Annotated in this window: 13 protein-coding genes; 4 read left to right on the forward strand and 9 right to left on the reverse strand. The window is 72.9% G+C overall.

What is annotated here, in order from left to right:
* Window positions 1-585: 585 nt before the first annotated feature.
* The gene (locus tag ACWD4U_RS00005; protein ID WP_363459658.1) at window positions 586-1,590 is read right to left on the reverse strand and encodes a stage II sporulation protein M; all 1,005 of its coding nucleotides are present in this window, start codon (window positions 1,588-1,590) and stop codon (window positions 586-588) included.
* Between the two features lie 252 nt (window positions 1,591-1,842).
* Between ACWD4U_RS00005 and ACWD4U_RS00010 the strand changes: the two genes are divergently transcribed.
* Window positions 1,843-2,901, forward strand: a complete 1,059-nt coding sequence (locus ACWD4U_RS00010; protein WP_363459659.1) for an RDD family protein — start codon at window positions 1,843-1,845, stop codon at window positions 2,899-2,901.
* A 13-nt stretch (window positions 2,902-2,914) separates the two neighbouring features.
* On the opposite strand, the gene ACWD4U_RS00015 is transcribed toward ACWD4U_RS00010, so the two are convergent.
* Window positions 2,915-3,535 (reverse strand): hypothetical protein, encoded by a 621-nt coding sequence (locus tag ACWD4U_RS00015; RefSeq protein WP_363459660.1) that lies wholly within the window; start codon window positions 3,533-3,535, stop codon window positions 2,915-2,917.
* Window positions 3,536-3,637: 102 nt separating this feature from the next.
* On the opposite strand from ACWD4U_RS00015, the gene ACWD4U_RS00020 reads away from it, so the two are divergent.
* Both ACWD4U_RS00020 and ACWD4U_RS00025 read left to right on the forward strand, forming a co-directional pair.
* Entirely contained in the window at window positions 3,638-4,150 is a 513-nt protein-coding gene (locus tag ACWD4U_RS00020; RefSeq protein ID WP_363459661.1) for a SigE family RNA polymerase sigma factor, read from the forward strand.
* Window positions 4,147-5,262, forward strand: coding sequence for a hypothetical protein (locus tag ACWD4U_RS00025; protein ID WP_363459662.1), 1,116 nt, complete (start codon window positions 4,147-4,149; stop codon window positions 5,260-5,262). Before ACWD4U_RS00020 ends, ACWD4U_RS00025 begins: the two co-directional genes overlap by 4 nt.
* Window positions 5,263-5,316: 54 nt before the next feature.
* Here the strand turns inward: ACWD4U_RS00025 and ahcY are convergent, their stop codons facing one another.
* From ahcY to ACWD4U_RS00055, 6 genes are all read right to left on the reverse strand, one after another.
* Window positions 5,317-6,765, reverse strand: coding sequence for an adenosylhomocysteinase (gene ahcY, locus ACWD4U_RS00030; RefSeq protein WP_363459663.1), 1,449 nt, complete (start codon window positions 6,763-6,765; stop codon window positions 5,317-5,319).
* Between the two features lie 187 nt (window positions 6,766-6,952).
* Entirely contained in the window at window positions 6,953-7,927 is a 975-nt protein-coding gene (locus ACWD4U_RS00035) for a cation diffusion facilitator family transporter (protein WP_363459664.1), read from the reverse strand.
* 64 nt (window positions 7,928-7,991) lie between these two features.
* Entirely contained in the window at window positions 7,992-9,158 is a 1,167-nt protein-coding gene (locus tag ACWD4U_RS00040) for an SIS domain-containing protein (protein ID WP_363459665.1), read from the reverse strand.
* Between the two features lie 44 nt (window positions 9,159-9,202).
* On the reverse strand, window positions 9,203-9,394 hold the full coding sequence (locus tag ACWD4U_RS00045; RefSeq protein WP_363459666.1) for a Trm112 family protein: 192 nt from the start codon (window positions 9,392-9,394) through the stop codon (window positions 9,203-9,205).
* Between the two features lie 128 nt (window positions 9,395-9,522).
* Complete coding sequence (locus ACWD4U_RS00050; protein WP_363459667.1) at window positions 9,523-10,908, reverse strand: phosphomannomutase/phosphoglucomutase; 1,386 nt, start codon at window positions 10,906-10,908, stop codon at window positions 9,523-9,525.
* 115 nt (window positions 10,909-11,023) lie between these two features.
* Complete coding sequence (locus ACWD4U_RS00055; RefSeq protein WP_363459668.1) at window positions 11,024-11,386, reverse strand: DUF3499 domain-containing protein; 363 nt, start codon at window positions 11,384-11,386, stop codon at window positions 11,024-11,026.
* Between the two features lie 142 nt (window positions 11,387-11,528).
* Between ACWD4U_RS00055 and ACWD4U_RS00060 the strand changes: the two genes are divergently transcribed.
* Window positions 11,529-11,978 (forward strand): metallopeptidase family protein, encoded by a 450-nt coding sequence (locus ACWD4U_RS00060; RefSeq protein WP_363459669.1) that lies wholly within the window; start codon window positions 11,529-11,531, stop codon window positions 11,976-11,978.
* A 151-nt stretch (window positions 11,979-12,129) separates the two neighbouring features.
* Here the strand turns inward: ACWD4U_RS00060 and ACWD4U_RS00065 are convergent, their stop codons facing one another.
* Window positions 12,130-13,731 carry a DUF5719 family protein gene (locus ACWD4U_RS00065; RefSeq protein ID WP_363459670.1) on the reverse strand — a complete coding sequence of 534 codons (1,602 nt, stop codon included), beginning with the start codon at window positions 13,729-13,731 and terminating at the stop codon, window positions 12,130-12,132.
* Between the last annotated feature and the right edge of the window lie 5 nt (window positions 13,732-13,736).

Here is a 13,736-nt window from a genome sequence, read left to right on the forward strand (position 1 = left end):
TTAAGCACGCCGCCAGCGTTCGTCCTGAGCCAGGATCAAACTCTCCGTGAATGCTTCCACGAAAGAGCGGCACAGCAACCACCGGAATAAGGCGGCCCTGCGCACTGCGTCCTCGCTAGTGTTTTACTTCAAAAGGAATCTCCAACCCCGAAAGACTTCGAGGCCGGGGATGTCAACATATCTGGCGTTGACTTTTGGCACGCTGTTGAGTTCTCAAGGAACGGACACTTCCTTCAGGCGGCCTTCCGACCGACCCTCCGGGCGCTTCGTTCTTTCGTGTTCCCAGCTTATCAGAGGTTTTTCACTCCGATTTCCCGCTGGTGTGGGATTTCCTTCACCTTCGCCGCAGACCTTATCAAAAGCTCTGCACTGCTCTGCTTCGGGATTATGCCGGAACCGGGCCAGCATCCTTGCGGACGCGCTGCCTCGTCTTCGGCGGTGTCGTAGACACTACGCTCGGGCCGACCGGATGTCCAGTCGCTCCCAACCGTTCAAATCTACTCGCCCACCGGAACCACGTCAATGGTCCCTGGGGTTGATCATCAGGCTACCAGGTTTGGCGGGGCACTCGTGACGCCACGCCGGTCAGGCGGCCATCGGCTGGAGGTCGGTGCGGTCGGCGGCTTCGACGTCGCCGATCTCGCCGCGGGCGGCGGCGTGGCGGCCGAGGACCAGGGCGTAGAGGAAGAAGAGGACCTCGACGGTGACGCCGATGGTGATGCGGAGCCAGGTGGGGAGGGCGGAGCCGCTGACGAAGCCCTCGATGATGCCGGTGACCAGGAGGACGCCGGCCAGGCCGATCGCGGCGCCGATGACGGAGCGGCCCTCTTCGGCGAGGGCGGCGGCGCGGGTGCGGGGGCCGGGGTCGATGACGGTCCAGCCGAGGCGGAGGCTGAGGCCGGCGGCGACGAAGACGGCGGTGAGTTCGAGCAGGCCGTGCGGGATGAGCAGGCCGAGGAAGAGGTCGAGGCGGCCGGCGGAGGCCATCAGGCCGAGGCCGGCGGCGAGGTTGACCACGTTGCTGAACAGGATGAAGAGCACGGGGATGCCGAGCAGGACGGCCGAGACCAGGCACTGGACGGCGACCCAGGCGTTGTTGGTCCACACCTTGGCGGCGAAGTTCGCGGAGGGGTGCTCGGTGTAGTAGGTCTCGTACTCGCCGCCGGGCTTGGTGAGTTCGTGGAGTTCGGCGGGCGGGATGAGCGCTTCGCGGATCTCGGCGTGGGTGCCGATCCACCAGGCCATGACGGCGCTGAGGACGAGCGAGACCGCCATGACGGTGAGCCACCAGCGGCGGGCGCGGTAGAGGGTGGCGGGGAAGCTGGTGGTGAAGTAGCGGGCCGCGTCGCGCCAGGAGGAGCTGCGAGCACCGGCCACGGCGTTGCGGCCGCGGACCACCAGGGTGGTGAGGCGGCCTTCGAGGCCGGGGTGCGGGGCGGTCGACTGGACCTGGGCGAGGTGGCTGGTGGCGCGCTGGTAGAGCGCGATCAGCTCGTCGGCCTCCTCGCCGGTGAGGCGTCGGCGTCCGGCCAGGACCTCCAGACGGTGCCACTCCGCCTGGTGGGCGGCGACGAAGACGTCCAGGTCCATGCGGCTCTCTCCGGGTGCGCGGTGGGACGGGTGGCGGGCACCGGTGCGGTGCGCAGCCCGGGCTAGCTTGCCAGAGCGGGCGGGCGACCCGGCAGGGGATTCCGGAACAGGGGTGCGCGGACGGGACCGGGGTTCCGGGTCGCGGCGGGCGGTCGTATCTTTGCGGCCTGGACGGATCCGGAACGGATGCGGGGGTCGGGTCGCGCGGCAGGGTGCCGGTCGGCGGGCCGCGGAACGGAGCGGGTGGGTGCTGTGAGCGAGTTGGTGACCGGCGAGGCGGTCGTCCTGGGGCTGCGGACGGCGCGGTTGCCGTCGCGGGGGCTGGCGCGGGCGTTGGACGGGGTCGTCTACGGGATCGGGTACCTGGTCACGTTGTTCGCGCTCTCGCTGCTGCTGTCTCGGCTGGAGGCGGCGGCGGTGGCGGCGGTGTCGCTGACCACCCTGGTGTTCTTCCTGACCCTGCTGCCGATCCTGATCGAGACGCTGTCGCACGGGCGGTCGCTGGGCAAGGTGGTGTTCGGGCTGCGGGTGGTCCGGGCGGACGGCGGGCCGATCCGGTTCCGGCACGCGCTGGTGCGCGGGTTGGTGGGGATCGTGGACTTCGGCTTCCTGGCGATGCCGGCGGTGTTCGTCTCGCTCTTCAACGAGCAGGGCAAGCGGCTGGGCGACATCTTCGCGGGGACCCTGGTGATCCGGGAGCGACTGCCGCGCAGCGCCCAGGACCACGGGGCGGTGCCGCCGGTGCCGCCGCAGGTGATGCACGCGCTGGGCGCGGACCTGGCCGCGATGGACCTGTCGGCGGTGCCGGACGGGCTGTGGCTGGCGATGCGTCAACTGCTGGGCCGCTTGAACGAGTTGGACCCGCAGGTGGCGCAGGGGCTGGCCGAGCGACTGGCCGGGGACCTGTGCGAGCGCACCGGCCGGTCGGTGCCGGTGGGGACGCCGCCGGTGATGTACCTGGGTGCGGTGCTGATGGAACGGCAGCGGCGGGAGTGGGAGCGGCAGAGCGCGGCGGCGGCCCGGTACGCGGCCGCGCAGTACGCCGCTGCGCAGCAGGCCGGCCAAACGGCTCAGGCGTCGCAGGCGTTCCAGGCTCAGCAGGCGGCGCCCGGTCAGGTGCCGCCCCCGTACCTGCCGCCGGCCGGGGCTCCGCAGCCGCAGCCGCCGGTGCGGGTGCTCGGGTACCCGCAGCCGCAGGCACCCGTGCAGCCTCCGCAGGTGGCGATCCCGGTGCAGCCGCAGGCACCCGGGCAGCAGCCGGTCCCGGCGCAGCAGCCGCCGGCCGGGGGCGGGTTCGCGCCGCCGGCCTGATGGCGTCCGCGGGTCAGCGGCGGGCGTTGGGCGGGGTGTCGAGCTCTTCGAGTTCGATGCCGGGGGCGGCGAGCAGGACGTCGCCGGTGAGGTGGAGCTCGCGGACCTCGCCGGTGTCCAGGTCGGTGACCCGGTAGTGCTCGACGGGGAGCGGGCCGGTGTCGGTGGGGTGCTGCTCGACGGCGTGGAGCTGCCAGGACTGGTCGAGGGTGCGCGGGGCGAGGGCGCTGCCGGTGAAGGAGACCAGGCGGATCCGGGTGCTCGCGCCGGGGGCGAGGTCGAGCAGCCGGGCGGTGGCGAGCAGGAAGGCCGGGGAGTCGCCGGTGAAGGCGTGGGCGCGGTCGTGGCCCTCGACGGCGTGCGCGGGGTCGGGGTCGTCGGCGGCGGTGCGCACCCAGCTGACGCCGTCGAGCGCGCCGCCGCGGACCTGCCAGCCGCCGGCCCGGAGTTCCATCCGTAGCGGGCGGCCGCGCTGGTCGAGGGTGAGGTCGGTGGTGCCGAGGACGGTGCCGTCGGGGTGGTAGCTCTTGGCGACGTAGCGCCAGCCGGCCGGGCCGGGGGCGCAGCTGAAGCGTTCCTCGCCGAGCGGGGTTCCGTCGTGCGGGTCGTGGAGGGAGTAGCGGCCGTTCGGCATGGGTGAAGCCTACGGAACGCGGTGTGCAACCCTTCCGCGGGTCGGCCGCATCAGGGGGGCGGTGGCGCGACCGCGTCACCGGTCATGGGGAGGGGGGACCGGATGGCGGAGCAGACGCGGGACGAGGAGTTCACCGCGTTCGTGGCCTCCAGGACGGTCTGGTTGCGGAAGGTCGCGTACCTGCTGTGCGCGGACTGGCATCGTGCGGACGACCTGGTCCAGGAGAGCATCACCAAGCTGTACGTGCACTGGGGTCGGGTGGGCCGGGCGGAGAACCGGGACGGGTACGCCCGGACGGTGCTGGTCAACACCTTCCTGTCCGAGCAGCGGACCGGGTGGTGGCGGCGGACCCGTCCGTCCGCGGAGCCCGGAGCCGCGGTGGTGGCGGGCGGTGCGGACCTGGCGCTGTCGCTGGACGTGCGGGAGGCCCTGGCGGCGCTGCCGCCGCGGCAGCGGGCCACGGTGGTGCTGCGCTACTTCTGCGATCTGACGGTCGAACAGACCGCTGCCGAGCTGGGGTGTTCCAGCGGCAATGTGAAGAGTCAGAGTTCGCGGGCGCTGGCGACGCTGCGGCGATCGGCGTGGCTGCGTCCGATGGGGAGGGCCGAGGTGTGACGGACGATCAGCGGCAGGCGGAGGAACTGACGGTGCGGATGGCCGAGTACGTGGCGTCCGCGGAACGGTCGGCGCCGCCCTCGTCGGTGGACCCGCTGCGGGCGGTGCGGCGCGGTCGGTCAGCGGTGCGACAGCGTCGGTGGACGGTGCTCGGCGCGGTGGCGGCGGTGGTGGTCGCCTCGGGGTCGTTCGCGGTGCTGCACCGCGGGTCGGCCACGGGCTCCGCGCCGATCGGCCCGGTGGCGCCGAACTCGACGCACTCGTCACCGACCGCCCCGTTCACGGCGCTTCCGGATCCGACGCCGACCGGCCCGGCCGCCGCGGTGCCGACGATCGGCCGGGCGGCACTGACCGTGCAGGCTCGGTTCGGCTGGCTGCCGGACGCGGTGGCCGAGGTGGAGTTCAGCGCGACCAGGGTCGGGGTGCAGACCACGGCGAGCACGGGCCCCGGGCACTCGACGCAGCACTATTCCTTGCAGGTGTTCCCGGCCGGGGTGAACCCGGACGAGGCGCCGACGTTCGCGGACGGATCGCACGGGGTGCGGGTGGCCGCGCCGCAGGTGAACGGGCGGGAGGCCTACTGGTTGCAGAAGGACCGCCCGGACGGCTGGCCGAGGGCGACGGATGTCCTGCGGTTCAGGCTGGCCGACGGACGCTGGGCGGAGCTGGACACCGAGGGCCTGGAGGACGCCGACCGCCAGGCGGTGCCGCTGCGGATCGCGGCCGGGGTGCTGGTCGGCGCGTACGCGGTGCCGATGCCGGCGTCGATGGCCTCGCTGCCTCCGTCGGCAGTGCTCGTCGCGGCGAGCATCACGGCACCGCGCAACGGCGGCGGCTGGTGGACGGCGTCGCTGGGCTTCCAGGAGCAGGGGTCGCACTACGTGTCGGTCTACGTCACCCCGGACGGGCCGAATCCGGGCGCCGGCTCGCCGTCCACGGACCCGAGCGCGGGGTCCCACCCGCAGGCGTGCTCCTCGGGCGGGGGACTGAAGTGGTGCGCCATGGCCCTGGAGCCGCCGGACGGCAAGGCCGGCGACCCGAACGCCTGGCTGCCCCGAGTGGTCGGGCACGGCGCGGACCCGAACGCCTGGACCACCGAGGTGCTGCCGTAGCGCGACGGCGCCCGGCACCCCCTCGCGGGGGTGCCGGGCGCCGTCGACGGTGTGTCAGTAGCGGTACTGCTCCGCCTTGTACGGGCCCTCGACCGGGACGCCGATGTAGTCGGCCTGGTCCTTGGTGAGGGTGGTGAGCTTGACGCCGAGGGCGTCGAGGTGGAGGCGGGCGACCTTCTCGTCCAGGTGCTTGGGGAGCACGTAGACGCCGATCGGGTACTGCTCGGTCTTGGTGAACAGCTCGATCTGCGCGATGGTCTGGTTCGCGAAGGAGTTGGACATCACGAAGGACGGGTGGCCGGTCGCGTTGCCGAGGTTCAGCAGGCGGCCCTCGGAGAGCACGATGATGGTCTTGCCGTCGGCCTTGCGCCACTCGTGGACCTGCGGCTTGACCTCGGTCTTCACGACGCCCGGCAGCTTGGCGAGGCCGGCCATGTCGATCTCGTTGTCGAAGTGGCCGATGTTGCCGACGATGGCCTGGTGCTTCATCCGCTCCATGTGGGAGGCCAGGATGATGTCCTTGTTGCCGGTGGTGGTGACGAAGATGTCGGCGATCTCGACGACCTCGTCCAGGGTGGTGACCTGGTAGCCGTCCATCGCGGCCTGCAGCGCGCAGATCGGGTCGATCTCGGTGACGATGACCCGGGCGCCCTGGCCGCGCAGCGACTCGGCGCAGCCCTTGCCGACGTCGCCGTAGCCGCAGACCACGGCGACCTTGCCGCCGATCAGGACGTCGGTGGCGCGGTTGATGCCGTCGATCAGCGAGTGGCGGCAGCCGTACTTGTTGTCGAACTTCGACTTGGTCACCGAGTCGTTGACGTTGATCGCCGGGAACAGCAGCTTGCCGTCGCGGTGCATCTCGTACAGGCGGTGGACGCCGGTGGTGGTCTCCTCGGTGACGCCCTTGATGGTGGCGGCGACCTCGGTCCACTTGGCCGGGGACTCGGTGAGCGTGCGGTTGAGCAGCTCGAGGATGATCCGGTACTCGTCGTTGTCGGCGGTGGACGGGTCCGGGGCCTCGCCGGCCTTCTCGAACTCGACGCCCTTGTGGATCAGGAGGGTGGCGTCACCGCCGTCGTCCAGGATCATGTTCGGGGTCTGGCCGTCGGGCCAGGTCAGCGCCTGCTCGGTGCACCACCAGTACTCCTCCAGCGTCTCGCCCTTCCAGGCGAACACCGGGATGCCCTGCGGGTTCTCCGGGGTGCCCTCCGGGCCGACCGCGATGGCGGCGGCGGCGTGGTCCTGGGTGGAGAAGATGTTGCAGGAGCACCAGCGGACCTCGGCGCCCAGCGCGGTGAGGGTCTCGATCAGCACGGCGGTCTGCACGGTCATGTGCAGCGAGCCGGTGATGCGGGCGCCCGCGAGCGGCTGGGTGGCGGCGTACTCGGCGCGGATCGACATCAGGCCGGGCATCTCGTGCTCGGCGAGCTGGATCTCCTTGCGGCCGAACGGGGCCAGGGAGAGGTCGGCGACCTTGAAGTCGCCGGTGGGCAGGTTCGACATGCGAACTCCTCGCTGCGTGGGCCTGGTTACGGGTGTGCTGAGCGGCAGGGGGACGCGGTGGGCGGCCCTCTGCTGCGGCACAATCCGTCGGAGGACCTCTCTCCCTCGACCGGAGCCGGACTCCGATCGACCGCCATCAGCAGCGACGTTTGGCACTGCTGACGAATCTACACCGCCCGGCCCCCGGTCAGTGGGCCTTCGGGCCGGGACCGCCCGGAGTGGCGTCGGCGTCGGGGCCGGCCAGGGCCTTCTCCTCCGAGTAGATGTCCGGCTCCAGGTAGATCGCCCGGGCGATCGGCACGGCGCGGCGGATCCGGGCCTCGGCCAGGTCGATCGCCTGGGCGACCACCGCGGCGCTGTCCTCCGCGTTGACCCCGATCTTGGCCGCGACCAGCAGTTCCTCCGGGCCGACGTGCAGGGTCCGCATGTGGATGACGTCGGTCACCGTGTCGTGGTCGACCAGCGCCGCGCGGATCGCCTCCACCACGTCGACGTCGGCGGACTCGCCGATCAGCAGCGACTTGGTCTCCAGCGCCAGCACCAGCGCGATCACCACCAGCAGCACGCCGATCGACACCGTGCCCGCGCCGTCCCAGACGCCGTTCCCGGTGGCGGCGGTCACGCCGACGCCGATCAGCGCCAGCACCAGGCCGATCAGCGCGCCGGTGTCCTCCAGCAGCACCACCGGCAGCTCGGGCGCCTTGGCCCGGCGGATGTACGCGGCCCAGCCGTGCCGGCCCTTGTCCTTGGACGCCTCGCGGTAGGCGGTGAGGAAGGAGAAGCCCTCCAGCAGTATGGCGAGGACCAGCACGCCGACCGGCCAGTACCAGTTCTCCAGCTCGTGCGGGTGGACGATCTTCTCGTAGCCCTCGTAGATCGCGAACATGCCGCCGACGCTGAACAGCACGATCGAGACCAGGAAGCCGTAGACGTACCGCTCGCGCCCGTAGCCGAACGGGTGCTGGGGGGTCGCCTCGCGCTGGGCGCGCTTGCCGCCGACCAGCAGCAGCACCTGGTTGCCGGAGTCGGCCAGCGAGTGCACGCCCTCGGCGAGCATCGAGGACGATCCGGAGAACGCGAACGCCACGAACTTGCTGACCGCGATGCCCAGGTTCGCGGCCAGTGCCGCGACCAGGGCCTTGGTACCGCCTTCGGTGCTCAACCCCTGTCCTTCCCTCCGGGCCCGGACTTTGCCGGGCCTTGGTTGACCAGGGGACGATATCGCGTCAGTTCTCGGTGGCGAGGCCCAGGTAGACCGCCGCGAAGTCGGTCAGGCCGATCAGTTCGGCCAGTGCCTGCAGCGGGTCCTCCAGGCTGGAGGCGTGATCGGTGACCCGCACCTCGTGCGCCTCGGCCAGCCGCCGGGCCCGGGCCACCGGCCAGCCCGGCTCCTCCAGTTCCTCGACGCCCGGGGTGTGACGCAGCATCAGCACCTGCAGCTGGAGCGGCACCGGCTCGTCCACCCGGTCGCGGAAGAAGTCGTCGGGGTCGGCCCCGGCGCCCAACCGGCCCGCGAACATGCCGCGGTGGGCGGTCAGCGCCTGCGGCAGCCGGCCGGTCAGCGCGGGCAGCCCGGCCCGGTCGGCCAGCGCCGCCGCGAACCGCTCCCCCACCGCCGCGGCCACCGCGCCGTCCGACCACAGCAGCGGAACGGTCTCCGCCAGCCGGCTGGCCAGCGACTTCGCCGGGTTGTCGTACGCCTGGGCGTCCGGGCGGCAGCGCACCGCCACCTCGTCCAGCCGGTCGGCGGCGGCCTCCAGCGAACCGGGGGCGAGCTGGACCAGGCCGATCCGGTCGGCCAGCTTCAGCAGCGGAGCGAGGAAGGCCCACAGCGCGGCCGGGTCCTCGGCGGGCAGGTCGGGTTCGGCGTCCGAGCCCTCCGGCTCGACCTCGCTCGGTGTGAACGGCAGCGGCAGGCCGCGGACCTGCTCCGCGGCCTCGGCCAGTTCCGACCCCTCCGGGGAGATCACCGCGATCGCGCAGCCCCGGGCGTACGCCTGCTCGGCCAGGTTGATCAGCCCGCCCTCCCGGCCGCCGGCGCTGGCCAGCACCACCAGGTCCAGCGGACCGGCCCAGCCCGGCAGCAGCCAGGACTCGCCGTCGGTGAACGCGGGCGCCGCCGGACGGGCGTCGGCCGGCGGCAGCGGCCACACCTGGCAGCTCGGCACCGCCAGCGCGGCCAGCACCGCCGCGGCGGTCAGCGCGCTGCCGTGTCCGGCGACCAGCACCGCCCGTGGACGGCCGTCCGGGCGCAGCCCGTTGACCCCGGCCGCGTCGGCCAGCCGCAGGGCGATCCGGATCCGGGCGCCCGCCCCGGCCAGGGCGAGCAGCTCGTGCCGGCGGTCGGCGCGCTGCAGGGCGGCCGGGTCGTCGATCAGGGTGTCGTCGAACATGGCGGCTGGCCTCCAACAACTGCGGGGAAGCGGCTGACGGGGGTTCAGGAGGGGCGGCGGGCCTCGTCGACCAGCAGCACCGGGATGCCGTCGCGCACCGGGTACACCAGGCCGCAGCCCTCGCCGGTGCAGCGCAGCTCGTGCTCGGCCTCCTCGGAGCCCTCGCGCACCTCGGCCAGCGGCGAACGGCACTCCGGGCAGACCAGGATCTCCAGAAGGAAGGACGGCAGGCTCATGACGGTCGGCTCCGGTCGGTGCGGCGGTCGTGGTGGATTGTCAGGCCGGTGACACAGCAGTACCCCGGCCGGTGGCAACCCTACCGGCCGGGGCACCCGAAACGTCAGCGCCAGGCTGACCAGCGGGGTCAGGCCCGCACGATCGCGAGCACGCCGTCCCGCACCTCGGCCATCTTCGCCGGGTCCTTCGCCTCGGCGTTCAGGCGCAGCAGCGGCTCGGTGTTCGAGGCGCGCAGGTTGAACCACCAGTCCTGGCCGGCCACGGTCAGGCCGTCCAGCTCGTCCACGGTGACGCCCTCCAGGCCCGCGTAGGCGGCCCGCACCCGCTCGGTGGCGGCGTGCTGGTCGGCGACGGTGGAGTTGATCTCGCCGGAGGCGGCGTACCGGTTGTACTGCTTGGTCAGCGCGGAGAGCGGCTCCTGCTGCCCGCCGAGCGCGGCCAGCACGTGCATCGCGGCGAGCATGCCGGTGTCGGCGCGCCAGAAGTCGCGGAAGTAGTAGTGCGCGGAGTGCTCGCCGCCGAACACCGCGTCGGTGACCGCCATCTCCTGCTTGATGAAGGAGTGGCCGACCCGGGTGCGCACCGGGACGGCGCCCAGCTCGCGGACCACCTCGGGCACCGTCCAGGAGGTGATCAGGTTGTGGATGATCGTCGGCTCGGCCTCGCCGTTCGCCTTCGCGCGGGCGACCTCCCGCTCGGCGACCAGCGCGGTGATCGCGGACGGCGAGACCGGGTCGCCGTTCTCGTCGATCACGAAGCAGCGGTCGGCGTCGCCGTCGAACGCCAGGCCCAGGTCGGCGCCGACCTCGCGGACCTTGGCCTGCAGGTCGACCAGGTTCTTCGGGTCCAGCGGGTTGGCCTCGTGGTTCGGGAAGGTGCCGTCCAGCTCGAAGTACATCGGGACGACGTCCAGCGGCAGGCCCGCGAACACCGTCGGCACGGTGTGGCCGCCCATGCCGTTGCCGGCGTCCACCGCGACCTTCAGCGGCCGGATGGCCGTCAGGTCGACCAGGCCGCGCAGGTGCGCCGCGTAGCCGTCCAGGGTCTCCTTGGCGCTCAGCGCGCCCGGGGTGGCGTCGACGACCGGGACGTGCACCGCGCCGTCCTCGTCCAGCCACGACTCCACCAGCTCGCGGATATCCGCCAGGCCGGTGTCCTGGCCGACCGGGGCCGCGCCCGACCGGCACAGCTTGATGCCGTTGTACTCGGCCGGGTTGTGCGAGGCGGTGAACATCGCGCCGGGCAGGTCCAGGCTGCCGCTCGCGTAGTACAGCTGGTCGGTCGAGCACAGCCCGATCTCCACCACGTCCGCGCCGCGGGAGGCCGCGCCCTCGGCGAACGCGCGGGACAGCGAGGGCGAGGACGGCCGCATGTCGTGACCCACCACGACCGCCGCGCCGCCGACCACCTCGACGAACGCCGCGCCGAACGCGTACGCCAGCGACTCGTCCCACTGGTCCGGGACGACGCCCCGGACGTCGTACGCCTTCACAAGCTGCTTCAGGTCCCGCACGAATGCTCCCGTGTGTGTGCTGCGAGCTGCCCCGGACGATGCGTCCGCCCGGCGGTAGAGGGGCAGCGTACCCGGCCACGGCGAAGCGCCGGTGCCGTGCACCCGCGGACCGGTCTCAGCTCTCCGGCGAGCGCAGCACCCGCAGGTGGCCCCGACGGCCCGACTCGCCGTCCGTCTGCGGGCCCTGACGGGGTGTCCGCTCCTGCGGACGGGCCGCCTCGCGCACCGCGTTGGCCAGCGCCTCCAGGTCGTCGCTGCTGCGCCGCAGCGGCCCCGCCTCGGCGACCAGCCGGACCACCTCCCACCCGCGCGGCGCGGTCAGCCGCTCGGCGTGCTCGGCGCACAGGTCGTAGCAGTGCGGCTCCGCGTAGGTCGCCAGCGGGCCGAGCACCGCGGTGGAGTCCGCGTAGACGTACGTCAGCGTCGCCACGGCCGGACGGCCGCACGCGGTCCGCGAACAACGACGTACAGAGCTCACGAGGGTGGACGGTACCGCACTCCCGACCGGCCCGCGAAGACCCGCCCCCTCCGCGTGTGTCTCCCCGCGGGTCTCGGAGCCGTCACGCGCCGTGCCCGAGTGGTCCACTTCCGGGCATCCAGGGACTACGCTCGACACTGCTATGGACAGCTCGACACCCTCGTCCCCGCCCGGTCCCGGCCGCCGCAAGCACCGCGACCGGCACGGCCGCGGCCTGCGCGGGCCGCTGGCACCGCCGCAGGTGCCCATCTCGCTGACCCGCTCCGAGCTCTTCGACGACTACGTCCGGGAGTCGATGGAGCGCCTGGTCCGGCGCTGGCCCCAGCTGGAGGACGTGGAGTTCGCCGTCCTGGAGGTCCCGGTGCCCGCCAAGGGTGAGCCCGAGCCCGACGGCGTCCCGCTCGGCCGGGTGATTCCCGCCGTGACCGGGCGCCGCGCCAGGATCCTGGTCTACCGGCGGCCGGTGGAGATCCGCGCCAAGTCCAAGGAGGACCGGGCGGCGCTGGTGCACGAGATCCTGATCGAGCAGGTGGCGGAGCTGTTGGGGCTGTCGCCGGATGCGATTGATCCGCGGTACGGCGAGGACGGGTAGGGGCTCGGGGAACTGCGAGGCGAGTGTCTGGTGGTCTGAGCTTGGCGGGGGGTCTTCGGAGACGTCTATGCGCCCAGACCTGGCAGCGCCCCGATACCCCGACAGCCACGCACCCCCGCCGTTCCCCGGGCCCCTGGGGGCTTCGCCCCCCCTACTTCAGGACCACTCCGGGGTCGCCTGCGGCTTGGGGGACCTGGACGGTGGCGCGGTCGTCGCGGAGTTGCTGGGTGGTGAAGGCGGGGTAGTCGCGGGCGGGGATGGTGAGTTGGCGGGCGGCTACGACGGGGCCGCCGGTGGTGGTTTCGACGGTGAGGGCGTAGGGGCCGTTGACGCCGGCGGGGTCGATGCCGTCGACGGTGACGGTGGTGCCGGCGGGGATGTCGACGTCCTTGGTGGCGGGGGTGCCGCCGTTGCTGCCGGCCGAGGAGGTGACCTTGACCTTGGCGTCGGTGTCGGTGGCGGTGAGCATCAGGGCGGTCTGCCCGGCCCGGTTGTCGGCGATGGAGGCGCGGGTGCCGACGGGGGCGGCGCCGGCCAGCCACGCGGCCTCGTTCTTGCCCTTGTTGTTGCGGTCGACCCGCAGGCCGGCCACCACGGGGGTGGCGTGGGCGGGGTCGGTGGGGGTGAGGCGGACCGCGGTGGCACCCTCGTGGGCGAGCTTGGAGACGTCGAAGTCGAGGGTGGCGGTCATGCCGGCCTTGACGTGCAGGGTCTCGTGGTCGGCGGGGGTGAACCAGCCGTTCTTGCCGGAGAGTTGGACCTTGAGGTCGGCGTCGTCGGCGGAGTCGGTGGCGACCACCAGGTGCGCGGCGGTGAGGTCGGCGGGGACGCCGGGCACGGTGACCGTGGCGGCGGGGTCGGCGGAGGGCTCCAGCCAGTCGCTGCCCTTGCCGCCGTCGCGGGCGTGCAGGCCGGCGCCGACGCGTCCGCTGCGGGCGACCACGTGGACGGCGAGGTCGTTGACCTGGCCCTTGGAGAGGCCGCTGAGCAGGATCTGCTGGGAGGTGCCGGGGGCGACCGCGATGCCGGTGGCGAGCTCGTTGTCGATCAGGCCCTTGTCGCCGTAGAGGCGCAGGTCGACGACGGCGGGCAGGGTGTCGGCGTTGACCAGGGTGACGTAGTCGACCCGGTCGCCGGCGGTGCTGGCGCCGGAGAACCAGAAGCTGGTGCCGGTGGGGGTGCAGCGGGCGCCGGAGAGCGCCGGGGAGCCCTGCTCGGAGCTGGTGGTCTGGGTGACCGTGAAGCCCGGGGCGAGGGCGCCGGTGCCGACCGCGAAGGTGCCGGGGGCGGTGTCGTTGTTGGCGGCGGGGCCGGCGGTCGGGACGCCCGGCTTGGCCAGGGTGACCCGGGCGTCGGCGGCGGCCGGGGCGCCGGAGGCGGTGCCGGACGGGGCGGTGGCCGGCTGGGCGGGGGCCTGGGCGGCGACCACGCTCTGCGGGGTGACGTCGTTGAGCACGCCGGTGCCGCCCTGGGCGGTGCCGCCGGGCGGGGTGAACAGGGTGAGCGTGGTGGAGCCGACCGCGCCCTGCAGCGGGGGCGGGCAGACCAGCGCGGTGCGTTCGACCTGGGTGCTGGTGAGCTTGCCGGTGGCGCCCGTCGTCGGGGTGACCGGTGAGCGGAGTTCGGCGACGCCGAACACCACCGCGAGGATGGCGGCCCCGGCGAGCAGGGACTGGCCGGTGCGGCTGCCGCCGGCGACGCTGCTCAGGTCGGGCGCCTTGAGCTTGGGGGCTTTCAGGGTGGGCTTCTTCATCGCGG

It is taken from the genome of Kitasatospora sp. NPDC002522 (assembly GCF_053595195.1).